Here is a 22,738-nt window from a genome sequence, read left to right as displayed (position 1 = left end):
CAATCAGCGTCGACGCGTCTCACCCCGCAGCGACGTAGCGATCGCTGCGGCTCCGCAGAGCGCGAACAGGGCGCCGAGCGCGCCGACGGGGCCTTCGCCCGCGGTCCACACGAGGAGCACGATCCCGGCGACGAGCGCTGCTCCGCCCAGACCCGCGCGCCACCGAGCCGCGCGGTGCGGGTCGGTCCGAGCCTCACGCACCGGCCACGGCACGCGACGACCGTTGCGGAGCCGGCCCGGGTGGTCCAGGGGACCAGGACCGTTGACCACGCGACCGGCGGGGTCGACCCACGCTCCCGTGCCGACCTCGGGGCAGCTGTGGTGCACGGTCCGCGACACCGTCTCGAAGTCTGCTGGTGACCGCCGGTACATGACGGTGATCCGCACGTCGGTCTCGACGTGGCCGTCGTGGTGCAGCGCGTCGTAGCGGCACACGCGGACCTGTCGGCCGCGCCACCGAGACGGGCGCACAGAGGCGACGGCGCGGACGGCGAGCGGGCGGTCGTCAGGGTGGTCGTCGGAGGGCACCCGACGATGGTCACACGACGACACCCGCCGGGCACGGTCTGCCACGCCTCTCCCCCGGACGACGACGCCCGCGCCACGACCCGTGGAGGGCCGAGACGCGGGCGTCAGACATGCAAGCACCGGGCGACGCGTGGTGCGCCGCCCAGCAGGCGTCAGGCTCCGAGGAGCCGCGCGCCGAGGTACGCGGTGACCTGGTCGAGGGCGACGCGCTCTTGCGACATGTCGTCGCGGTGGCGGATCGTCACGGCCTGGTCCTCGAGGGTGTCGAAGTCGACGGTGATGCAGAACGGCGTCCCGATCTCGTCCTGGCGGCGGTAGCGGCGCCCGATCGCACCGGCGTCGTCGAAGTCGACGTTCCAGTGCTTGCGGAGCTCGGCCGCGAGGTCGCGCGCCTTGGGCGAGAGCTGCTCGTTGCGCGACAGCGGCAGGACCGCGGCCTTGACCGGCGACAGGCGCGGGTCGAGCTTGAGCACGGTGCGGGTGTCGACACCACCCTTCGCGTTGGGGGCCTCGTCCTCGGTGTACGCCTCAGCGAGGAACGCCATGAGCGAGCGGGTCAGGCCGGCCGCGGGCTCGATGACGTACGGCACCCAGCGCTCGTTCTTGCCCTGGTCGAAGTAGCTGAGGTCCTTGCCGGAGTGCTCCGAGTGCGTCTTGAGGTCGAAGTCGGTGCGGTTCGCGATGCCCTCGAGCTCGCCCCACTCGCTCCCTGTGAAGCCGAAGCGGTACTCGATGTCGACGGTGCGCGTGGAGTAGTGCGACAGCTTCTCCTGCGGGTGCTCGTACAGGCGCAGGTTGTCACGGCTGATGCCGAGGTCCACGTACCAGGCCGTGCGCAGGTCGATCCAGTACTGGTGCCACTCGGCGTCCGTGCCCGGCTCGACGAAGAACTCCATCTCCATCTGCTCGAACTCGCGCGTGCGGAAGATGAAGTTCCCGGGCGTGATCTCGTTGCGGAAGGACTTGCCGATCTGGCCGATGCCGAAGGGCGGCTTCTTGCGGCTCGCGCCGACGACGTTGGCGAAGTTCACGAAGATGCCCTGCGCGGTCTCGGGGCGCAGGTAGTGCAGCCCGGACTCGTCCTCGACGGGGCCGAGGTACGTCTTGAGCATCATGTTGAAGTCGCGCGGCTCGGTCCACTGCCCACGGGTCCCGCAGTTGGGGCAGGCGATCTCGGCGAGGCCGCCCTCGGGGGCGCGACCCTTCTTCTCCTCGAACTCCTCGAGCATCTGGTCTTCGCGGAAGCGCTTGTGGCACGAGAGGCACTCGGTCAGCGGGTCGGTGAACACCCCGACGTGGCCGGAGGCCTCCCAGATCTTGCGCGGCAGGATGACTGCCGAGTCGAGGCCCACGACGTCGTCGCGGCTGGTGACCATCGTCCGCCACCACTGGCGCTTGATGTTCTCCTTGAGCTCGACACCGAGGGGCCCGTAGTCCCAGGCGGAGCGCGAACCTCCGTAGATCTCGCCGGACTGGAAGACGAAGCCACGACGCTTCGCGAGGGAGATGGCGGCATCGAGACGGGAGGGCGCTTGGGCCACAGTGATCACTCCAAGAACATCGGTGCCCGCACGTGGCTCGTGGGGCAGAGGTGGTCGACGCACGTCGTGCGCCGGCTCCCAGGTTACTCGCCGGCGCGTGCCCGACCTGCGTCGGGCTCGCCCGCGACGACCCGGCCGTCCACACCGAGGCCACACCGGCTGCCCGTCCACAGCCTGCGCGGACGAGCGCCCGCGCCCCTGGCTCACCTCGCTAGCCTGGCCAGGACAGATCGAGGACGACCGAGAGCCCGACCCGCCAGCGACCAGCACCTGGAGCACCATGACGACACCTCGACCGGCAGGCGCCTGGTACCGCACCGCACGGGCCGCAGGGCTGCTCGGGCCCGACGGGTCCGTGGCACCGACGATCTTCGCCGAGATGTCAGCGCTGGCGGCCTCGACCGGGGCGATCAACCTCGGGCAAGGGTTCCCCGAGGACGACGGGCCGGAGTTCGTCCGTGAGGCTGCGGTGAGCGCGATCCGTGCCGGGGTCAACCAGTACCCGCCAGGACCGGGCACGCCCGAGCTGCTGCGCGCTGTCGCGCAGCACCAAGAGCGCCGCTACGGGCTGCACGTCGACCCGAGCTCCGAGGTCCTCGTGACGGCCGGAGCGACCGAGGCGATCACCGCGACGCTGCTCGCGCTCTGCGAGCCCGGGGACGAGGTCGTGACCCTCGAACCCTTCTACGACTCCCACGCGGCGGCGATCGCGCTCGCCGGGGCCGTCCACCGGACGGTGCCGCTGCGACGGGCTGCCGTCTCGACGAGCACCGACGTCCGGGAGCACAGCGCAGGTCGAGAGCACGCCGAGCCGCCCGCCCGCTTCGCGCTCGACGTCGAGGCGCTGCGGGCGACCGTCGGACCGCAGACCCGGATCATCCTCGTCAACACCCCGCACAACCCCACCGGGACGGTCCTGACGCGCCCCGAGGTCGAGGAGATCGCGGCCGTCGCGCAGCGCCACGACGTGATCGTCGTGACCGACGAGGTGTACGAGCACCTGACCTTCGACGGCACAGAGCACATCCCGGTGGCGACCCTGCCAGGGATGGCAGACCGGACCGTGACGATCTCCTCGGCCGGCAAGACCTTCTCGCTCACGGGATGGAAGATCGGTTGGCTGCACGCGCGCGCCGACCTGGTCACCGCGATCCGCACCGTGAAGCAGTACCTCACCTACGTCAACGGTGCGCCGTTCCAGCCGGCCGTCGCGCTCGCGCTCACCGACCCTCGCGGAGAGGAGGCGGTCCAGGCGCTCGCGTCGTCGCTCGCACGGCGCCGTGACCTGCTGTGCGACGGGCTGGTGACGGCCGGCTTCGACGTCGTCGTGCCGCAGGGCACGTACTTCGTCGTGGCCGACGGCGCTCCCCTCGGCTACGACGACGGGGTCGACCTCGCGCGGCGGCTGCCAGAGCTCGCCGGGGTGGTCGGCGTTCCCGTCAGCGCGTTCTGCCATGCCGGCTCGGAGACGGCAGCGCTGTTCAGGTCGAGCATCCGCTTCACCTTCGTCAAGACCGAGGCGAGCATCGAGCGTGCAACCCGGCAGCTCGCCGCGCTGGGTGGCCGGTGAACCAGCACGGCCTTGACGCCAGCAGGCTGGTCGGCGACGACGCTCGCCGCCCGTGACCCACGAGACAGCGCAGGGGTTTGACACCCCTCCCCCGCACAATTGAGAATGATGCTCATGAACATGTCCCGGTCTCGTGTCCCAGCTGCCCTCGCGGTGAGCGCCCTCGGCGCTGCGCTCGCCCTCACCGGCTGCAGCAGCTCGGACACCCCGGACGACGGACGCCTCCAGGTGCTCGCCTCGTTCTACCCGCTCCAGTTCATCACCCAGGAGATCGGCGGCGACCTGGTCGACGTCAGCTCGCTGACTCCCTCGGGCGCCGAGCCGCACGACCTCGAGCTCTCCCCTGCCGCCGCCCGCGGCGTCGGCGAGGCGGACCTCGTCGTCTACCTCTCGGACTTCCAGCCGGCCGTGGACGACGCGATCGCCCAGCGCGAGCCCGCCCACGTCGTCGACGCCGCCGACTCCGCGAACCTCGAGGCTCACGAGCTCCAGGGCGCAGAGGGCGACGAAGAGCACGCAGTGCACGAGGGCGAAGAGCACTCGGCCGACGACGGGCACGACCACGGCACGCTCGACCCGCACTTCTGGCTCGACCCCGAGCGCCTCGCCGCGGTGAGCGCCGACGTCGTCGCCGAGCTGTCGGCGATCGACCCCGACAACGCCGACACCTACGCGCAGCGCGGCGAAGAGCTCGCAGCCTCGCTGACCGAGCTCGACACGACCTTCACCGAGGGCCTCGCCCAGTGCGACTCCCAGCTGCTCGTCACCTCCCACGAGGCCTTCGGCTACCTCGCTGAGCGTTACGGGCTCGAGCAGGTCGGGATCTCAGGCATCGACCCCGAGGGCGAGCCGTCGCCCGCGCGCCTCAAGGAGGTCTCCTCGATCATCAAGGACCGCGGCGTGACGACCATCTACTTCGAGACGCTCGTCAGCCCGAAGGTCACCGAGACCCTCGCCTCCGACCTCGGCATCACCAGCGCCGTCCTCGACCCGATCGAGAGCCTGTCCGACCCCGACGGGGACTACCGTTCTGTCATGCTGACCAACCTCGAGGCGCTCCAGGCAGGCCTGGGCTGCGCATGAGCCAGACCATCACCTCCGACGAGACCAGCGCGAGCGACGGCCCCGGCTCGTCGGCCGCCCCGGCGATCGAGGCGCACGGCATCCACGTGTCGATCGACGGCAGCCACATCTTGCGCGGGATCGACCTCACGGTCCGCTCGGGCGAAGTCGTGGCACTCCTGGGAGCCAACGGCTCGGGCAAGTCCACGCTCGTCCGCTCGCTCGTCGGCATCCTGCCGACCACGCACGGCACCGTCGCCATCCACGGCACCCCGCTCGGCCGCGACGTCCCCTGGCAGCGCATCGGTTACGTCCCGCAGCGCGTGAGCGCCTCGACGGGAGTGCCGTCGACAGCCCTCGAGGTCGTCTCGTCAGGACTGCTCTACGGGCGCCGCATCCGCCTGCCACGCTCGGCGCGCGCCGACGCCCTCGACGCGCTCGAGCGGGTCGGTCTCGCCGACCGGGCCGACCGCGCCGTCGGCGAGCTCTCCGGCGGGCAGCAGCAGCGCGTGCTCATCGCACGGGCTCTCGCCCGCAAGCCCGACCTGCTCGTCCTCGACGAGCCCGTCGCCGGGGTGGACCATCCGAGCCAAGAAGCCTTCGCAGCGACGCTCACGGCACTCGTCGAGCAGGGCACGACCATCCTCGTGGTCCTCCACGAGCTCGGGACCTTCGCACCGCTGATCTCGCGCACCGTCGTGCTCCAGCACGGCACCAAGGTGCACGACGGAGCGCCGCTGGTCCCGCTGGGCGACCACGGAGCCCCCGGCCACGACCACGTGCACCCGCACCACGACGAAGAGCCCGGCTCGTCACTCATCCAGGACACAGGATTCCCCTCATGACGACCTTCTTCACCGAGCTCAGCGGCATGCTCACCGACCCCTTCATGCGCCGGTCGCTCACAGCCGCGATCATCGTCGGCCTCACAGCGCCGGTCATGGGCACCTACCTCGTCCAGCGCAAGCTCTCGCTGCTCGGCGACGGCATCGGGCACATCGCGCTCACGGGTGTCGCCGTCGGGTGGCTGGTCGGCTCGACCATGGGCCTCGTCAAGAGCGACGCCCTCGCGATCCCCGGAGCAGTGGTCGCCGCGGTCCTCGGCTCGGTCGCGATCGAGCTGGTCCGCGAGCGCGGCCGCACGAGCGGTGACGTCGCCCTCGCGCTGATGTTCTACGGAGGGATCGCCGGCGGAGTGCTGATCATCGGCATCGCGGGCGGGACCAACGCGAACCTCATGTCGTACCTCTTCGGGTCGATCTCGACGGTGACCATCACCGACCTGTGGTTGACGGTCGGCCTGGGCGCGATCATCTTGCTCGTCGGGGTGGGGCTCAGCTCGGCGCTGTTCAGTGTCTCCCACGACGAGGACTTCGCCCGTGCCTCGGGTCTCCCGGTCCGCGGCCTGAACATCGCGATCGCGATCATCGCTGCGCTGACCGTCACGGTGTCGATGCGCGTGGTCGGTCTGCTGCTCGTCAGCGCGCTGATGATCATCCCCGTCGCCGTGGCGCAGCTGGTCACCACGTCGTTCCGCCGGACGATGATGGTGGCTGTCGGGATCGGCGTCGCGGTCTGCGTCGTCGGCCTGTCCATCACGTACTGGCTGCCGCAGTCGCCCGGCGCGATGATCGTCGTCCTCGCGATCGCCCTGTACGCCGTCGTGGCGGCGCTGCGGCCGCTCGTGGTGAGGCGCCGCACAGAGTCGCGCGACCCCCACCCCGATATACTCGACGACGTCACACTCGACCAGGGAGCCCCCAGATGCAGCGCATGACCCGGCAGCGGACCGCGATCGCGGACCTGCTCGAGTCCGTGGAGGACTTCCGCAGCGCGCAGCAGCTCCACGAGATCCTGCGGGCCCGCGGCGACAGCACAGGCCTCGCGACGGTGTACAGGACCCTCCAGGGTCTGGCCGACGCCAAGCAGGTCGACGTCTTGCGGACCGCCGAGGGCGAGAGCCTCTACCGCCGGTGCGAGCGCTCCGAGCACCACCACCACCTGGTCTGCCGCAGCTGCGGCGCCACTGTCGAGATCGACGGCCCGACAGTCGAGTCCTGGGCGACCCTCGTCGGGTCGACCCACGGCTTCACCGAGATCGAGCACACCATCGAGCTCTTCGGCACGTGCTCCGACTGCGCTGCCGCAGCGGGCACCTCCTGACCCGACGCCGGCCGGACCGTGCCTGAACAGCTCGAGAGCGCTCCCTTCGCCGCCATCTTCGGGTTCTTCTTCGCCGTGGCCTTCGTCCGGACACTGGTCACGTACGGGATCGCACGCATCGTCGCCGGCCAGGCCCTCGACGGCACCCGGGCCCACAACCGGGTCCTGGCACGGGTCCATGTCTGGTCGCTGACACCCCGAGCGCGGCGGGCCACGGCCTTCGTCCACCGCTGGGGAGTGCTCGCCGTGCCGATGAGCTTCTGCGCCGTGGGCACCAAGACTGTGGTCAATGCCGCGGCGGGCCTGACCCGCATGCCCTTCACGACGCGGTACCTGCCCGCTCTCGTGGCGGGCTGCCTGATCCACGCGACGATCTACGCGACCGTCGGGTGGGCGGCATGGACAGCCGCGCTCGCCGCCGCGACCGGGTCGGTGCGGGTGGCCGTCGCTCTCGGCGGGTTCGTCCTGCTCACCGTACTCGTGGTGCTGCACGCACGGCGCGTGCGCCGGAGCCGGGCGACGACCGAGACGTCAGAGTCATGAGCAGCCGGTGCGTCCCCCGGCCGGGACCGCGCTAGGCCGCAGGGCTGCGCTCAGCGGTCGCCGACCGGGCTCGCACAGATCCCGTCGCCCTCCTCATCCCCCTCCACGACGACGGGTCCTCGCACAGCCAGGGTCGAACGGACCTACTCGGACGACAGCGCGAGCGTGGGGGTGAGCCGCGCGGCCCTCACGGAGGGGGCGATCCCCGCAAGCACCCCCGTCACCAGCGACGCCACGATCCCTACGCAGACCACGCCGAGCGGGATGACGACCGGCCACCCGCGGGAGGTCGCCCAGACCACCGTCACGACTGCCCCTCCTGCGCTGCCGAGCACACCGCCGGCCAGGCACAGGCAGAGCGCCTCGGTCATGAACTGCGTCCGGATGGACGCACGCTGGGCGCCGAGCGCGCGTCGCAGCCCGATCTCGCGCCTGCGCTCCAGCACGGAGGCGAAGAGCGTGTTCGCGATCCCGACGCCTCCGACCAGCAGGGCGACGCCGGCGAGCCCGACGGACATGCCCGCGAAGGTCGCACCGCTCGCCTGCTTCGCTGCGATGACGTCAGACGGGCGGCTGACGAGCACCCGTCCAGGAGACTCGGGCGACAGCGTCGAGGCCAGGACTGGACGCAGCTCGCCGATGGTCTCGACGGGTGCGGCGACGTAGGCGACGGTCGGGCGGACGTCCTGGTCGAGCCAGGCCTCGGCGTCCTCCCAGTCCATGAGGACGGCCGACTGGAGGTCGACCGCGAGCGGGCTCGGTGCGAGGACGCCGACCACAGTGAAGGCGACCCCACCGATGTCGATCGTCACCGGTGCTGACGGCAGACGGTCGAGGCCGAGGCGCTCGGCTGCGTCGGAGCCGAGCACGACTGTCGGTTCGACGTCTCCGTCGAGCGCCCGACCGTCGGCCACCCGGAGTCGGAGCAGCTCGTCGAGAGAACCGCTCACGGCCAGCGCCGTGATGGCCCCGTCCCCCTGGGGGCGCAGGTCGCTGCTGCGGACCGTGGCGTGCGTGTTCGCGACCACCGCCGCACCGGTGACCGGGCCGACACGTCCGAGCATGGCCTGGCTCTCAGGCGGCAGGGTGCGGACCTCGTCCCCGGACTGCACGGGGTCGACCCGCAGGAGGTCGGCTCCGAGCGCTGACAGCCGACGATCGAGGTCCGCCTGCGACGAGGCCGGGATGCTCGTCACCAGGACGACCGTGGCGATGCCGATCGCGATGCCGAGAGCGGCCAGCAAGGACCGCAGGCGGCGGGAGCGGAGTCCGACGGTCCCGACGGCGAGAGCGTCGAGGAACGACAGGCGCGCGCGGCTCATCGCTGCTCCCCGGCGGAGCTCGCTGCGCCCGCGCCTGGGTCGCCAGGACGCGCAGCGTCGGAAGGACGGGCGGGGCCGCCAGGACGGGCAGCATCCGCAGGACGGGCAGGACGGGCAGGACGGGCCGGACGGGCAGCGTCGGCGGAGCGGGCATCGCCGTCAGCATGATCAGCACCGACGATCATGCCGTCGTGGAGCGCGACCCGGCGCGGCGACCGGGCGGCGACCGTGGCGTCGTGGGTGATGACGGCGATCGTGGCGCCCTCCGAGCTGAGCTGTTCGAGCAGGCCCATGACCAGCTCGCCGTTGCGGCTGTCGAGCGCGCCTGTGGGTTCGTCGGCGAGGACGATCGCGGGGTCCTTGGCGATGGCCCGTGCGATCGCGACCCGTTGCCGCTCGCCGCCCGAGAGCTGGGGCGGTCGGTGCAGCAGCCGGTGGTCGAGCCCGACCCTGTCGAGCGCCTCGGCCGCGAGCCCGCGCCGCAGCCGTCGCGGCACACCGGCGTAGAGCAGACCGGTCATGACGTTCTCTGTGGCGGTCTGGCCGTCGTCGAGGTGGAAGCTCTGGAACACGAAGCCGATGGACCGCGCCCGCAGCTCGGTGGTCTCACGGTCTGTCAGTCCGCTGGTGTCCTGGCCGTCGACGCGGACGGTGCCAGAGGTCGGTGCGTCGAGGGTGCCCATGATGTTCATGAGCGTGGACTTGCCCGAGCCGGAGCGTCCGACGATCGTGAAGAGCTCGCCGCGCTCGACCCGGAGAGACACCCTGTCGAGCGCCACGACGTCGGGCCCGTAGGTCTTGGTCACGTCGTCGAGCTCGAGGACGCTCACGAGGCGGTCACGACCTTCAGGCCCTCGTGCACGCCGTCACCCGAGACCTCGACCTGGGTGTCGGTGAACATGCCGATCTCGACCGGCACCAGGGTGCCGTCCTCGAGCTGGAGAGCGTGCCCGCCCTCGCGCAGGGCGAGCAGCGCGGCCGGAGGCACGGCGAGCACCTGGTCGTGGCGCTCGGTCGTGACGCGCACGGTGACGGGCCCGCTGTCCACCCCGGTCAGCGTCTCCTGGTCCGCGACCTCGACGAGCACCGACGTCGTGGCGTCGCCGGCCTCGCTGGTCGTGCCGACCTCGGTCACCGTCCCGGGAACCTCGGCGCCGCCGGGCAGCAGGACGGTGACCTCGCCCCCTTGCTGCACGGCAGCGCTGGGGACGTCGTCGCCCTGGAGCCGGACCACCTTGTGCGTGCTCGTGACGCGCAGGACGGCCGCCCCCTCTGCGGCGTCGCCAGGCTGCGCCAGGACCGCCGAGACGCGCACGTCCTCGGGGAGCACGACCACCTCGCCGGTCTGGACCGACGTCGTGCTCGTCGTGCGGGCGGGCGGGGCCTCGACGGTACCGGCGTCGGCCGGAGCCGAGGGCTCGCCCGCCTGACCGTCGGTCGGCGCGGGGGGCTCCTGACTCTCACCGTCGGTCGAGCCCGTCCCCTCGGCCCCGGCACCTCCCGGGCCGCCGTCCGCCGCACCGGGCAGCGCTGGAGCACCGGTCGGCCCCTGGTCGGTCGGGGAGCCCGTGGACCCCGGACCGTCGGGCGTGGCGGTCTCGACGGGACGGAGCCCGTTCGCCGTGCGCCACCGGCTGACGGCGGCGGCGAAGCGTGGGCCGGTCACGTCGCCGGGTGGGAAGGCGGCGAGATGTCCGAGAGCCACGAGGTTCTGCGCGACCACGTCGACGTCGGACCCGCGCATCCCCGAGCCGTCCAGGGTCCTGTAGAGCGGGGTCTCCCCGAGGAACAGGACGACGGGCTGGTCGTCGGTCCGCAGCACCGTGGACCCTCGGGTCAGCACCGTGCCGACGTCCGGCAGCCAGGTGATGGTGCCTGGCCGTGCGCTCTTGATCTCCCGAGAGCCGGAGAACTCGACCAGCCCCTGCGCCTCCTGCGTGACGACGAGGTCTTCACGCGTCACCTCGACCGTCGCCAGTGCCGGTCGCTCGACCGCAGTCGGCCTCGCTCCCCCGTCGGAGGAGCCGCTCGGCCAGGCTGTCGTCACCAGGGCCCCGACCGCGACGAGAGAGGCGGCGGCGGCACCTGCGACCACGACCGTCCGCCGGCCGGGGCGGGCTGTCTTCACTGCCACGACCCGGTCTCGACGACGCTCGACTCGCACTGGTCGTAGAGCTCCATGCCGAGGCTGATCGACCGCGAGTCGTTCGACGGCCCTCCGAAGGCGACACCGATGGTCCCGAGGTCCTGCACGACCTCGACGTAGGTCACCCCGCGGTCGTGCAGGCAGTCCACGACAGCCTGCACGAAGTTCAGCGCGTCGGGATTCTGGGGGTCGTGCTCCCACGGCGGGAGCGCGGCGAGGGGTGCGCAGACCTCGCTGGCTGCTGCGTCGGCGGCCGCCTGCTCGGGCGATGCCGGACCGACGCCCCCCTCGATGCTGCCACCTGTCGAGCCTGCTCCCGAGGGGATGCCCGTGCGGTCGGTCATGCACCGGTCGTACCCGGCCTGCGCCTCGATCTCCTCAGCCTCGGTCATGTCGAGCCGCAGCCGGACCGGTTCGCCGTAGGTGGCGAACAGGTCGTCGTCGGCGGCCCCGGCGGGCGGGCCGGCCGGGGCCGGGTCGGCGGACCCGGTCTCGGTGGGCAGTGCTGGCTCAGCGGGCGCTGCGGTGGTCGGGATGCTCGCGATCTCTCCCGCGCCGGTTTCGGCCGCGCCGCCCTGCGCTCCAGAGCAGGCGCTCAGGGCGATGACGAGAGCGAGCAGCGGGACGGCTGCCCGTGCGTGGGTGGTACGGAGGTGGACGTGCATGGTCGCTCCAGGGGTCGCAGGTGCTGGGAGGTGCGCGACGAGACGCTAGCGAGCGAATGTGAGGAACCTGTCTGGTGCTGTTGAGGTGCTCGTGAGCCGTGCTCCCAGGCGCTCTCCCAGGGGTCCTGCGCCCCTAGGATGGCGGCGTGACGACGATCGTGATCGCAGAGGACGACGAGCTCCAGGCAGAGCTCGCGCGGCGCTACCTGACCCGCGAGGGCTTCGAGACGACGGTCGTCGGCGACGGGCGCTCCGCCCTCGAGGCGGTCCGCAGCTCGGTCGTCGACCTGCTGGTCCTCGACGTCATGCTGCCCCAGATGGACGGCTTCGCCGTGTGCCGGGCGCTGCGCGCCGCAGGCGACGAGACGCCGATCCTCATGCTCACCGCCCGCTCCGAGGAGGACGACCTGCTCGTGGGGCTCGAGCTCGGGGCCGACGACTACCTGTCGAAGCCGTACTCCCCCCGCGAGATGGTGGCCCGGGCACGCGCACTGCTCCGCCGCCGCCGCACGGTCGACGACGGGCCCGTCACGGTCGGTCCGCTCGTCGTGGACCCCCGGCGGCACGAGGCGTCCGTCGGCGGCGCCCCGATCGACCTCACCCGGGCGGAGATGCAGCTCCTGACCCTCCTGGCGGAGCACGCGGGCCTGGTCCTCAGCCGACCACAGCTCTTGCGGCACCTGCACGGCTCCGACGAGTACACGACGGAGCGCACGATCGACACCCACATGAAGAACCTGCGGTCCAAGGTCGACGCCGTGTTCGACGGGCCCGAGCTCCTGCGCACCGTCTACGGGGTGGGCTACAAGCTGGTCGACCCGACCGCGACGGAGCCCGAGGCCGATGCGACGTAGCCTCGTCGCGCGGCTGCTCACCGCCGTCGTCGCGGTCGCCCTGGTCGCGGTCCTCGGGACCGTCTGGCTCACCCGCACCACCCAGCCCAGCTACAGCATCGAGCAGGCAGGCACCAACCTCGAGGCGGACGTCGCGATCGTCGACGAGCTGCTCGACTGGGGCGGGTCGCACGCGACCTGGGACGACGTCGGCCCCCTCGTCCACAGGCTCGCGCGCGAGCACGGGCGCCGCATCGCGGTCGTCGAGCAGGGACGCACCGTGGTCGACACCCGACCAGGGCTCCCCCACCCCGACCACGCCCGCACGGAGGTCGACCCCTGGCAGGACCTCGTCGACCAGGTGCTGGCACCCGACGGATCTCCGGGGACCGGGAGCGACGACCTCGCCCCGCTCCCCGACCACCTCAGCGGCGCGCTCACGCTCGACGACGAGCAGCGTGCAGAGAGTCTGCGCAGGGTGTCGGCGGTCGTCGAGTGCCTGGGGCTGGCCCCGGAGACGTCGATCGGATTCTGGCCGACAGGCCGGGCCGTGCTCGACGTCACCCCACAGCCGGAGGGCTGCGACGCTCCGGGGCTGGCGCAGCCGATCGGCCCGGAGCAGCGCGTCCTCGACCAGCTCACGGACCTGACCAACCCCTGCCTCATCGACGCTGGGCTGCCGCCTGTGGACCGTGTGGTGCTCCGGCCTGTCCGCGCCGACCCGGCGGGCATCGTGCTGGGGCTCGAGACGGGCGCAGCCCCGGTCCGTCGGCCCGCGGCCGGAGACGAGCTGCGCTGTGTCGCGGCAGCCTTCACGACGGCCTCGGCCGGGTCGGTCGCCCCATCCGTCGAGGTGTACCTCACGGACGAGCGCGGAGACCAGCGTGGTGCGCTCGACCTCAGCCCCGGGTCTCAGGCGCGCATCGCCCTCGTCTCGGCGGTGGTCGTGACGCTCGTGCTCGCCACGGCGGGACTCGTGGGTGTGCCTGCGGTCCGCCGGGTCCGCTCCGTGACACGCGCGGCACGCGAGCTCGCGGCGGGCGACCTCTCCGTGGTCGTGCCGGTGCGCGGGGGCGACGAGGTGTCCGATCTCGCCCGGGCCTTCAACACCATGGCTGCCGAGCTCGCGCGAGCGCGGGAGCAGCAGCAGCAGATGGTCGCCGACGTCTCGCACGAGCTCCGCACCCCGCTGACCACGCTGCGCGGCTGGCTCGAGGGCGCGCAGGAGGGTGTGGTCCCGACCGACGCGCACCTCGTCGACCTGCTCCACGGCGAGACGATGCACCTGCAGCAGATCACCGCGGACCTGCACACCCTCACCCGTGCCGACTCCGGGCACCTCGTGGTGCGCCCCGAGCCGACGGACGTCACCGCTCTCCTGCTCGACGTGCGCCGCGCGTCGAGCGGCAGGGCCGCCGCGGACGGTGTCGAGCTCGTGGTCGAGGCGCCCGACGGACTGGTCGCCGACGTCGACCCGGGTCGTGTGCGGCAGGTCGTCGACAACCTCGTCGCCAACGCTGTGCAGCACTCGAAGGGCTCAAGGGTCGACCTCCGCGCGTCGCAGGTCGACGGAGCCCTGGTGCTGGAGGTCGTCGACGACGGGGTCGGGATCAGCGCAGAAGACCTCCCCCGCCTGTTCGACAGGTTCTGGCGTGCGGACGACTCGAGGACCAAGGGCTCGGGCGGCTCTGGCCTGGGCCTGGCGATCAGCCGCACGCTCGTCGAGCTGCACCGCGGGACGCTGACCGCGGCCAGCGTCGTGGGCGGCGGCACCGTCTTCACCGCCACATTCCCGGGCACCGTGCCCCGGGGCGGAGAGGACGCACCGCGTCCTGCCTCTCTCAAGGTATAGCGGGGCCGGGGGCTTGCCGCAAGGCCCCCTCCGCGGTGGAGGATCGTCGCCCGAGACACTCGACACCTCGGGCAGAGGAGCAGTACCGTGCACCCCACCACCAGCGTCTTCGACCTCCCAGAGCATCTCGCCGCGAAGGCAGACCCCAGGCTCGTCGAGCACGACGAGCAGCACTTCGCCGCCCTGAGCGGATCGCTCGAGCAGAACGTCACCAGCCTCACTGCGCGCCTGGACGCCGTGCGGCGCTCCCCCGCGGGCAGCGGCCAGACCGCCGTGGAGCGTGACGCGGAGATCCACCGCCTCGTCGCCCGGCTGCGGGGACTGCGCAGGTACGGGCCGGACCTCTGCCTCGGTCGCACCGTCTCCGACGACGCGGCCGACCACCACGTCTACGTGGGACGGCAGGGTCTCGTCGATGCTGCAGGCGACCCGCTCCTCGTCGACTGGCGCTCCCCCGCCGCCGAGGCGTTCTTCGCCGCGACCCCGGCGCACCCGATGAGCCTGGCCAGCCGCCGTCGCTACAGGTGGCACCTCGGCCGGGTGCGCGACTACTGGGACGAGCCGCTCACCGCCGCCGTGGTCGACGGCGCCGCGGAGGACGGGCACGGCACGCTGCCCGACGCGCGGTCGGCCTTCGTCGCCAGCCTCGGCGGGAGCCGGACCGGTCGCATGCGCGACGTGCTCGGCACCATCCAGGGCGACCAGGACGCGATCATCCGTGCCGGCTCGCGCGGCACGCTCGTCGTCGACGGCGGGCCGGGGACCGGAAAGACCGTCGTCGCGCTGCACCGCTGCGCCTATCTCCTCTACACCGACCCGTCGCTCGGGCACCGGCGCGGCGGGATGCTGGTGGTCGGACCGCACGAGCCCTACCTCGACTACGTCGCCGACGTGCTGCCTGACCTCGGCGAGGACGGCGTCCTCACCTGCACCCTCGCCGACCTCGTCCCCGAGGGTGCGGACGCGGTACCGGAGGCCAGCCCAGAGGTCGCGCGGCTCAAGGGGACCACGCGGATGGTCGAGGCTGTCGACGCCGCAGTCCGGTTCTTCGAGCAGCCACCAGCCGAAGGCCTCCTCGTCCAGACCGCCTGGGCCGAGGTCTGGCTCAGCCCGGGCGACTGGACCCGGGCCTTCGGCTCCCCCGACCCCGGCACCCCGCACGACGAGGCGCTCGACAGCATCTGGGAGGAGATCCTCGACATCCTCGTGGGCAAGCACCAGGACGAGGTCGCGCGAGACGACGACGTGGAGGGCTCGCACAGGCTCGGTCGTCTCGACGGTGTCGACGAGTTCGACGTCGTAGACGACGTCGTAGACGACGGTCTCGACGTCGACGACGGCAGGTACGACGGCAGAGGGCACGGCGACAGCTCCTGGACCGACGACGGCGCGGGCGGCGTCCCGACCGAGGTGCTCCGCGCGGCGCTCCGTCGCGACCCTGAGCTCGTCGCGGCAGTCGAGCGAGCCTGGCCGATGCTCGACGCCACCGAGGTCGTCACCGACCTCTGGTCGGTCCCGGCGTACCTGCGGCTGTGCGCACCGTGGCTGAGCCCGGACGAGCGCGAGGCGCTGCGGCGCCCGGCGGGCAGCCCGTGGACGGACGCAGACCTCCCCCTCCTCGACGCGGCACGCCACCGCGTCGGCGACCCGACCGTCGCGGCTCGCCGGCTCCGCCACGACGCGACCGTCGCGAGCGAGCGCGAGTACAGGTCGCACGTCGTCGACTCCCTCGTCGAGGCGGACGACGACCCGGAGGGCACCTCCGTGATGCTCCGCAGCAGCGACCTCGCCGACGCGCTGGCCGGTGCCTTCGACACCATCGACCGGCGGCACGACGCCCTCGCCGGGCCCTTCGCGCACGTCGTGGTCGACGAGGCCCAGGAGCTCACGGACGCCGAGTGGCAGATGGTGCTGCGGCGCTGCCCGTCACGCAGCCTGACCGTCGTCGGCGACCGCGCGCAGGCACGCCGCGGGTTCCGCGAGCCCTGGGAGGAGCGCCTGAAGCGGGTGGGGCTCGACGAGATCACGGTCGCACCGCTCACGTACAGCTACCGGACCCCGGCAGCGATCATGGCCGAGGCCGAGCCTGTGGTCCGCGCCGAGATCCCAGACGCGAACGTGCCGGTCTCCGTGCGGAGGGGCGGGCCGCCCGTGCTCCACGGCCGCGTGGCAGACCTCCCCGCCGTCGTGGACCGCTGGCTCGACGAGCACCCCGACGGCACGGCCTGCGTGGTCGGCGCACCGGACTTCGTCACCACGGAGCGCGTACGCTCGCTGCCGCCGGAGCTGACCAAGGGCCTCGAGTTCGACCTCGTCGTGCTCGTCGACCCAGCCGCGCTCGGCACCGGCGTCCAGGGAGCCGTCGACCGTTACGTCACCATGACCCGCGCGACCGAGAAGCTGGTGCTGCTCACGCCCGACCCGACCTGACTGCGACGAGCAGCGCCAGCGCAACCCACCTCCGTCGTGGCCGGGCAGCCTCCGTCGACCCGAGAGACCCCGGCTGAGGTGCCGGTCGATCCCTGAGAACACCGCCACGGACGAGACTCAGTGCTGGTCGGTCTCGTGGACGTGACCCAGGGTCGTCACTCGGCGGGCGTCTCGCCTGCCCTGTCGACCGCTCCCCCGTACCGGCGGTCCCGCTGGGCGTACTCCTCGACGGCGCGCCACAGGGTGCGGCGGTCGACGTCGGGCCACAGCTGGTCCATGAACACGAGCTCGGCGTAGGCCGACTGCCAGATCATGAAGTTCGAGATGCGCTGCTCTCCGGAGGACCTCAGGAAGAGGTCGACGTCGGGCAGGTCGGGTTCGTCGAGGTACTTCGCGACGGTCTTCTCGGTGATCTTGCTCGGGTCGAGGCGCCCGGCGGCGACCTCCCGGCCGATGGCCTGGGCGGCGTCGGCGATCTCCGCGCGACCACCGTAGTTGACGCACATGGTGAGCGTGCAGACCGCGTTGTCCTTGGTCACCTCCTCCGCCGTCTCGAGCTCCGCGATCACCGAGCGCCACAGGCGTGGCCGTCTGCCAGCCCACCGCACCCGGACGCCCCACGAGTTCATGGTGTCGCGCTGGCGGCGCAGCACGTCGCGGTTGAAGCCCATGAGGAAGCGGACCTCCTCGGGCGAGCGCTTCCAGTTCTCGGTCGAGAAGGCGTAGGCCGAGATGTGCTGCACACCGATCTCGATCGCCCCGGCGACCACGTCGAGCAGCGCCGCCTCGCCAGCCTCGTGGCCCGCGGTGCGCGGCAACCCACGGGCGTTCGCCCACCGCCCGTTGCCGTCCATGACGACGGCGACGTGCTTCGGCACGAACTCGAGCGGGATCGCCGGCGCCGTGGCACCCGACGGGTGCGGGTCGGGACGGACCGGCGGACGCCGGTCGGCAGGCTCAGGGGTTCGGGTGCGAGCCATGGAGAGCTCCTTCTGTCGCCGAGATGGAGGAGGGGGCCGCTGGGGCTGTCGCTGACGGTGGAGCCGGGCTGTCCCCGTCGGGCCGCGCCGCGGTGGGATCGGTGAGGGCTGACGCGGGAGCGGCTGGACTCGTCCTGTCGACCATCCGCAACGACCGCAGCGCGCGCTCGAGGTGGTACTGCGAGTAGGCGGCGACGATCCCGTTGGCCTCACGGCGGCACCGGTCGTCGGTCGCGTCGGCGACGGCCCAGTCGCCGCTGAGCAGCGCGGCCAGCAGGTCGACGGTCTCCTGGGCTGGCGCTGTGGACCCCGGTGGGCGGCAACGCGGGCAGACGGTCCCACCCTGGGCGACGGAGAACGCCCGGTGTGGCCCTGGCTCGCCGCAGCGGGCACAGTCGGAGAAGGTCGGTGCCCAGCCTGCGACGGCGAGAGCACGCAGCAGGTACGAGTCGAGGACGAGACCCGGGGCGTGTGCGTGCTCGGACAGCGCACGCAGCGCACCGGCGAGGAGCCAGAACTGCTGGACGCTCGGCTCGCGCTCGGCCTCGACGAGGCGATCGGCGGTCTCGAGCATGACGGCGCCCGCCGTGTAGAGCCCGTAGTCGGCGAAGATCGCGCGGGCGTAGGGCTGGACGGTCTCCGCCTGGGTGACGATGTCGAGGTTGCGTCCGACGTGCAGCTGGACGTCGACGAACATGAAGGGCTCGAGGCGGGCGCCGAAGCGCGACGACGTCCGCCGCACGCCCTTGGCGACAGCCCGCACCTTGCCGTGCTCGCGCGTCAGGAAGGTGATGATGCGGTCTGCCTCACCCAGCTTGTGCGTGCGCAGGACGAGCGCTTCGTCTCGGTAGAGGACCACAGGCACCATTCTCCGTCATCCCACCGACAAGCGGAGCCGCCGCCGCGCGCCGTCACACGACGTCCACAGCACGAGGCCAGCACAGCGAGGCGACACCGGCACGCGCAACGGGACCGGACCGACAGACGAGCAAGAGACAGCGGAGCGACACCGGCAGGCCAGCACGCCGGTGCGAGACCGGCAGGAAGGCACAGCGGGGCCGTCTCGGCTCCGGACCCCAAGGTCCGTCTGCCAGGTCCGACCCCGCTGGTCGTGCGTCAGGTCGTGCGTCAGGCCGTGCGGCCCTGCCGGTTCACTGCCGAGATGATCGCCTTGAGCGAGGCGGTCGTGATCGACGGGTCGATGCCGACGCCCCACAGGACCTCGTCACCCACGGCGCACTCGACGTACGCGGCCGCTGTGGCGTCTCCACCCTCGGAGAGTGCGTGCTCGGCGTAGTCGAGGACCCGCACGTCGACGCCCACCTTGCTGACGGCGTCGACGAAGGCCGCGATCGGACCGTTGCCGCTGCCCTCGAGCGTCACCGGCGTGCCAGCGTCGACCAGGTCGACCGACAGCGTGTCGAGGCCACCTTCGACGCTCGACGCGCGGGTGCCACGCAGCGACAGGCGCCCCCACGGCTCGAGCGGACCGCCGGCCGGGGCCGGGAGGTACTCATCCGCGAAGATCTGCCAGATGTCCTCGCCCGTGACCTCGCGGCCACCGGAGTCGGTGACCGACTGCACGACGCGGGAGAACTCGATCTGCAGGCGACGCGGCAGGTCCAGGTGACGCTCGGTCTTGAGCAGGTACGAGATGCCGCCCTTGCCAGACTGCGAGTTGACCCGGATGACAGCCTCGTAGGAGCGTCCCAGGTCGCGCGGGTCGATCGGCAGGTACGGGACGCCCCAGACGAGGTCGTCGACCGTGACGCCCTTCGACTCGGCCTCGGCCGCCATCGCGTCCAGGCCCTTCTTGATGGCGTCCTGGTGCGAGCCGGAGAAGGCCGTGAAGACGAGGTCGCCCGCGTAGGGGTGACGCTCGTGGACGCCCAGCTGGTTGCAGTGCTCGACGGTCCGGCGGATGTGGTCGATGCCGCCACCTACCGTGAAGTCGATCTCGGGGTCGACCCCCTGGCTGAAGAGGTTCATGCCGAGGGTCACCAGGTCGACGTTGCCTGTGCGCTCGCCGTTGCCGAAGAGGCAGCCTTCGATGCGGTCGGCGCCGGCCTGGTAGCCGAGCTCGGCGGCAGCCACGGCGGTCCCGCGGTCGTTGTGCGGGTGCAGCGACAGCACGACGTTCTCGCGGTGCACCAGGTGGCGGTTCATCCACTCGATCGAGTCGGCGTAGACGTTGGGCGTCGCCATCTCGACCGTCGCGGGCAGGTTGATGATCACCTTGCGGTCCGGGGTCGGCTCGAAGATCTCGATGACCTCGTTGCAGATCCGCGCCGCGAACTCGAGCTCGGTCCCCGTGTAGGACTCGGGCGAGTACTCGTAGAAGACCTGGGTCTCGGGGATCGTCTGCTCGAACTTGCGGCACAGGCGCGCGCCCTCGAGGGCGATGTCGACGATCCCGTCCATGTCCGTGCGGAACACGACGTCGCGCTGGAGCGTGGACGTCGAGTTGTACAGGTGGACGATGGCCTGCTTGGCGCCGGCGATCGCCTCGTAGGTCCGGGCGATGAGGTGCTCGCGGGACTGGGTCAGCACCTGGATGACGACGTCGTCGGGGATCAGGCCGTCGTCGATGAGCATGCGGACGAAGTCGAAGTCTGTCTGCGAGGCCGACGGGAAACCGACCTCGATCTCCTTGTAGCCCATCGAGACGAGCAGCTCGAACATGCGCAGCTTGCGCTCGGGGTTCATCGGCTCGATGAGCGCCTGGTTGCCGTCGCGCAGGTCGACCGCGCACCAGCGCGGGGCCTTCGTGATGACCTTGTCAGGCCACGTGCGGTCGGGGACCTCGACGCGGAACTGCTCGGAGTACGGCACGTACTTGCCGAAGGGCATCGGCGAGGGCCGCTGGGCGGAGGCGGAGCGGGCGCTCGTCGCGCTCGTGCTGCGGGCTGAAGACTGGGGGTTCATGGCGGTGGTTCCTTCGTCGTCCTGTGCTCGAGTGGGTGTCGTTCGTGTAAGCCGGCACACCAACCACCGCGACGAGGAGACGGCCTACGAGGCCTCGTCGCGGCACAGAAGGAGGAGCTCAACCCGCTGGACGCCAATCACGTCGTCCACTGTACTCCTCGGTGCGCGACGCGCCAGGGCGTCTCACGGTCGCCCGTCCGACAGGTCGGTGACGCACGACGCCCGCCCCGCGCAGGCGCGAGACGGGCGTCGTGGTCCGGCTGGTCTGGGCTTCAGAACATGTCGGCGAGGTCGCCGAGGCTGTCTTCGAGCCACTGCGGGTCGTCGAGCTTGCCCTCGTCCTTGAGACGCAGGACGTTCGACAGGATCAGACCTGACGAGTCACCCCACGTGGCCGCACCGCTCATGTACCAGGAGCCGTCTTCCTCGACCGCGACGAGCGAGAGGTCGGTGACACCGAGCTCTTCGAGCAGCGGCACCTGGTCGGCGCAGCCCTCGACGGTCTCGCCGTCGGCCTCGGCCTCGATGCACTCGGCGTCGAGGGTCACCGAGAAGTCCGTGCCCTCGACCGATCCCGAGACCTCGAGCGACTCGAGCCTGAGCCACGCCACGCCGTCCTTCTCGTCACGCACCGAGAAGGACGCGTCGACGTCGACGTCCTTGAGGTCCTCCTGGAAGTCCTGGAAGAACTGGTCGTCGATGCTGCTCAGGTCGCCGTAGAGCGTGAGGGCCCGACGGTCGGCGAGAGGCAGCGCCTTGGCGAGCTCCGACGTCGTCCCCGTCTCGAGGTAGTCCTTGATACCGACGACCAGTCCCTCCCCCGCAGCCTCGGGAGAGTCGAAAGCCCCTGCGAGGTCGTCGCCGGGCATCTCGCCCCGCTCGACACCCGCCGCGAGCGAGGAGTACTCGGCGAGGGTGAGGTACGGGCTGACGTACCAGTCGCCGCCCTCCTCGACCACGACGAGGAAGGGCGCGATCGGGTCGTCGCCCAGGTCGAGCCCGAGGTCTCCCCCGAGGTCGGCCGGGTCGAGCATGAGGTCGTCGGCGGTGACCGTCGCGGGCAAGGACTCGGCGATCGCCTCGTCGATCGACGTCCGGATCTCGTCGTCGCTCGGGATCTCTGCGCCCTGCTCCTGGAGCGTGGCCCAGAGGGAAGACTTCTCGATCTCGTCGAAGAGGTCGATCGTCGCGTCGGCGAGCTTCTCGGCGTCGGCGTCGACCGTGAGCGAGCCGCTCGTGATGCTCACCTTCGCGAGTCCGTCACCGAGGTCTTCGCTGCTCACCTCGAGGTCCTCGAGCGAGAGGTCGAGGGCGTCGAGGTAGTCCTTGTAGGACTCGGTGAGGTCACCGACGTCGTCGCCGTCCGGCATGCGCGCGTCGAAGAGGTCAGCGGCCGTCGTCAGCTGGGAGATCTCCGTCGGCGACGTGACGCCGTACACGGAGACGAGGTCCTTTGCGGCGATCCCCTCGATCATCTGCGTGGCGGCCTCTTCGGGGGTGGCAGCGCCGCCCACCTTGGAGAACCAGAAGTGGTTCGCGGCGAAGGCGCCTGCTCCGAGGAGGACGAGGACACCCGCACCGACACCGATCCACAAGCCCTTGCGGGACTTCTTGGGGCTGGTGCCCGCAGGCGGCTGGCCCCACGCGGCATCCTGCGGTGGCTGCTGGCCCCACCCGGCATCCTGCGGTGGCTGCTGGCCGTAGCCCTGGGGCTGGCCCGTCTGCTGCTGCCAGGCGGACTGGGCCGGGTAGCCCTGCTGCGGCTGCTCACCCTGCTGGGCGGGCGAGCCCTGCCACAGCTGCTGGGTCTGGTCCTGCTGACCGGGCTGACCGCCCTTCTGCCAGACCGGCTGGGTGTGCTGAGCGTCCCCACCCTGCTGCGTGTCGGGGGCAGGCTGCCAGTCGGGGACGGGCGGGGCAGGCGGTGCGGGCGGCCCGGCAGCCGTTCCCTGCTGCGCGCCCCGCGCGTCGATCGCCGCCGCCACTGCGGGGTCCCCCTGGGCACGCAACCACGCGAGCAGCTCGGGGTAGGCCACAGGGTTCGCTGCGACAGCCGCACGGAGGTCCGGGCGCTGGGTCGCGATGTCCGCGAGGACGGCGGGCGGGGTCGATGGGTCGGCCGCGGTCGCCGCGGTGAACTCGCTCGGGGTGGTCATGGTGAACCTGTTCTGGTCGGTC

18 protein-coding genes and 1 pseudogene are annotated in these 22,738 nt (G+C 71.7%); 9 read left to right on the top strand and 10 right to left on the bottom strand.

Annotated features, from left to right (window positions below):
• Positions 1–3 precede the first annotated feature (3 nt).
• Together SANBI_RS06680 and SANBI_RS06675 are read right to left on the bottom strand one after the other, a co-directional pair.
• Entirely contained in the window at positions 4–528 is a 525-nt protein-coding gene (locus tag SANBI_RS06680; RefSeq protein ID WP_319160151.1) for a hypothetical protein, read from the bottom strand.
• A 152-nt stretch (positions 529–680) separates the two neighbouring features.
• Positions 681–2,069 (bottom strand): glycine--tRNA ligase, encoded by a 1,389-nt coding sequence (locus tag SANBI_RS06675; RefSeq protein ID WP_056133952.1) that lies wholly within the window; start codon positions 2,067–2,069, stop codon positions 681–683.
• 280 nt (positions 2,070–2,349) lie between these two features.
• Between SANBI_RS06675 and SANBI_RS06670 the strand changes: the two genes are divergently transcribed.
• The 6 genes from SANBI_RS06670 (at position 2,350) to SANBI_RS06645 (ending at position 7,407) form a co-directional block, all read left to right on the top strand.
• On the top strand, positions 2,350–3,639 hold the full coding sequence (locus SANBI_RS06670; RefSeq protein WP_319160147.1) for an aminotransferase class I/II-fold pyridoxal phosphate-dependent enzyme: 1,290 nt from the start codon (positions 2,350–2,352) through the stop codon (positions 3,637–3,639).
• A 105-nt stretch (positions 3,640–3,744) separates the two neighbouring features.
• The gene (locus SANBI_RS06665; protein ID WP_408669742.1) at positions 3,745–4,722 is read left to right on the top strand and encodes a metal ABC transporter substrate-binding protein; all 978 of its coding nucleotides are present in this window, start codon (positions 3,745–3,747) and stop codon (positions 4,720–4,722) included.
• The gene (locus tag SANBI_RS06660; protein WP_319160146.1) at positions 4,719–5,546 is read left to right on the top strand and encodes a metal ABC transporter ATP-binding protein; all 828 of its coding nucleotides are present in this window, start codon (positions 4,719–4,721) and stop codon (positions 5,544–5,546) included. The genes SANBI_RS06665 and SANBI_RS06660 overlap by 4 nt, the downstream gene beginning before the upstream one ends.
• A complete protein-coding gene (locus SANBI_RS06655; RefSeq protein ID WP_319160144.1) occupies positions 5,543–6,478 on the top strand; it encodes a metal ABC transporter permease in 936 nt (311 codons plus the stop codon). The genes SANBI_RS06660 and SANBI_RS06655 overlap by 4 nt, the downstream gene beginning before the upstream one ends.
• Complete coding sequence (locus tag SANBI_RS06650) at positions 6,466–6,864, top strand: Fur family transcriptional regulator (protein WP_319160142.1); 399 nt, start codon at positions 6,466–6,468, stop codon at positions 6,862–6,864. The genes SANBI_RS06655 and SANBI_RS06650 overlap by 13 nt, the downstream gene beginning before the upstream one ends.
• An 18-nt stretch (positions 6,865–6,882) precedes the next feature.
• The gene (locus SANBI_RS06645; protein ID WP_319160140.1) at positions 6,883–7,407 is read left to right on the top strand and encodes a DedA family protein; all 525 of its coding nucleotides are present in this window, start codon (positions 6,883–6,885) and stop codon (positions 7,405–7,407) included.
• 143 nt (positions 7,408–7,550) lie between these two features.
• Here SANBI_RS06645 and SANBI_RS06640 read toward each other — a convergent pair whose 3' ends face one another.
• Genes SANBI_RS06640 through SANBI_RS06625 form a run of 4 tightly spaced genes read right to left on the bottom strand, consistent with a single transcriptional unit; the run spans position 7,551 to position 11,540 of the window.
• Positions 7,551–8,729: an ABC transporter permease gene (locus SANBI_RS06640; RefSeq protein ID WP_319160137.1), complete on the bottom strand. Its 1,179-nt coding sequence runs from the start codon at positions 8,727–8,729 to the stop codon at positions 7,551–7,553.
• On the bottom strand, positions 8,726–9,559 hold the full coding sequence (locus tag SANBI_RS06635) for an ABC transporter ATP-binding protein (RefSeq protein WP_319160135.1): 834 nt from the start codon (positions 9,557–9,559) through the stop codon (positions 8,726–8,728). Before SANBI_RS06635 ends, SANBI_RS06640 begins: the two co-directional genes overlap by 4 nt.
• On the bottom strand, positions 9,556–10,863 hold the full coding sequence (locus tag SANBI_RS06630; RefSeq protein WP_319160133.1) for an efflux RND transporter periplasmic adaptor subunit: 1,308 nt from the start codon (positions 10,861–10,863) through the stop codon (positions 9,556–9,558). The genes SANBI_RS06635 and SANBI_RS06630 overlap by 4 nt, the downstream gene beginning before the upstream one ends.
• On the bottom strand, positions 10,854–11,540 hold the full coding sequence (locus SANBI_RS06625; RefSeq protein WP_319160132.1) for a hypothetical protein: 687 nt from the start codon (positions 11,538–11,540) through the stop codon (positions 10,854–10,856). The genes SANBI_RS06630 and SANBI_RS06625 overlap by 10 nt, the downstream gene beginning before the upstream one ends.
• A 146-nt stretch (positions 11,541–11,686) precedes the next feature.
• Here SANBI_RS06625 and SANBI_RS06620 point away from each other — a divergent pair, with 146 nt between their 5' ends.
• From SANBI_RS06620 to SANBI_RS06610, 3 genes are all read left to right on the top strand, one after another.
• On the top strand, positions 11,687–12,394 hold the full coding sequence (locus SANBI_RS06620; RefSeq protein ID WP_319160130.1) for a response regulator transcription factor: 708 nt from the start codon (positions 11,687–11,689) through the stop codon (positions 12,392–12,394).
• Positions 12,384–14,225 (top strand): sensor histidine kinase, encoded by a 1,842-nt coding sequence (locus tag SANBI_RS06615; protein WP_319160128.1) that lies wholly within the window; start codon positions 12,384–12,386, stop codon positions 14,223–14,225. Before SANBI_RS06620 ends, SANBI_RS06615 begins: the two co-directional genes overlap by 11 nt.
• Before the next feature lie 87 nt (positions 14,226–14,312).
• The gene (locus tag SANBI_RS06610; protein ID WP_319160126.1) at positions 14,313–16,655 is read left to right on the top strand and encodes a HelD family protein; all 2,343 of its coding nucleotides are present in this window, start codon (positions 14,313–14,315) and stop codon (positions 16,653–16,655) included.
• A 155-nt stretch (positions 16,656–16,810) separates the two neighbouring features.
• Here SANBI_RS06610 and SANBI_RS06605 read toward each other — a convergent pair whose 3' ends face one another.
• The 4 genes and pseudogenes from SANBI_RS06605 to SANBI_RS06590 form a co-directional block, all read right to left on the bottom strand.
• Positions 16,811–17,635 (bottom strand): isoprenyl transferase, encoded by an 825-nt coding sequence (locus tag SANBI_RS06605; protein WP_319160124.1) that lies wholly within the window; start codon positions 17,633–17,635, stop codon positions 16,811–16,813.
• A gap of 130 nt (positions 17,636–17,765) precedes the next feature.
• Positions 17,766–18,494: pseudogene (gene recO / locus SANBI_RS06600) on the bottom strand (DNA repair protein RecO); the annotation flags it as partial.
• Between the two features lie 269 nt (positions 18,495–18,763).
• Positions 18,764–20,560 carry a 2-isopropylmalate synthase gene (gene leuA / locus SANBI_RS06595; RefSeq protein WP_319160120.1) on the bottom strand — a complete coding sequence of 599 codons (1,797 nt, stop codon included), beginning with the start codon at positions 20,558–20,560 and terminating at the stop codon, positions 18,764–18,766.
• Between the two features lie 272 nt (positions 20,561–20,832).
• The gene (locus SANBI_RS06590; RefSeq protein WP_319160117.1) at positions 20,833–22,716 is read right to left on the bottom strand and encodes a variant leucine-rich repeat-containing protein; all 1,884 of its coding nucleotides are present in this window, start codon (positions 22,714–22,716) and stop codon (positions 20,833–20,835) included.
• Positions 22,717–22,738 lie beyond the last annotated feature (22 nt).

The sequence above is a fragment of the Sanguibacter biliveldensis genome, assembly GCF_033798665.1.
In the GTDB taxonomy this organism is placed as follows: Bacteria; Actinomycetota; Actinomycetes; order Actinomycetales; family Cellulomonadaceae; genus Sanguibacter; species Sanguibacter inulinus.
The sequence above is the reverse complement of the archived record's forward strand: the minus strand, read 5'-3'. Positions and strand labels throughout refer to the sequence as shown.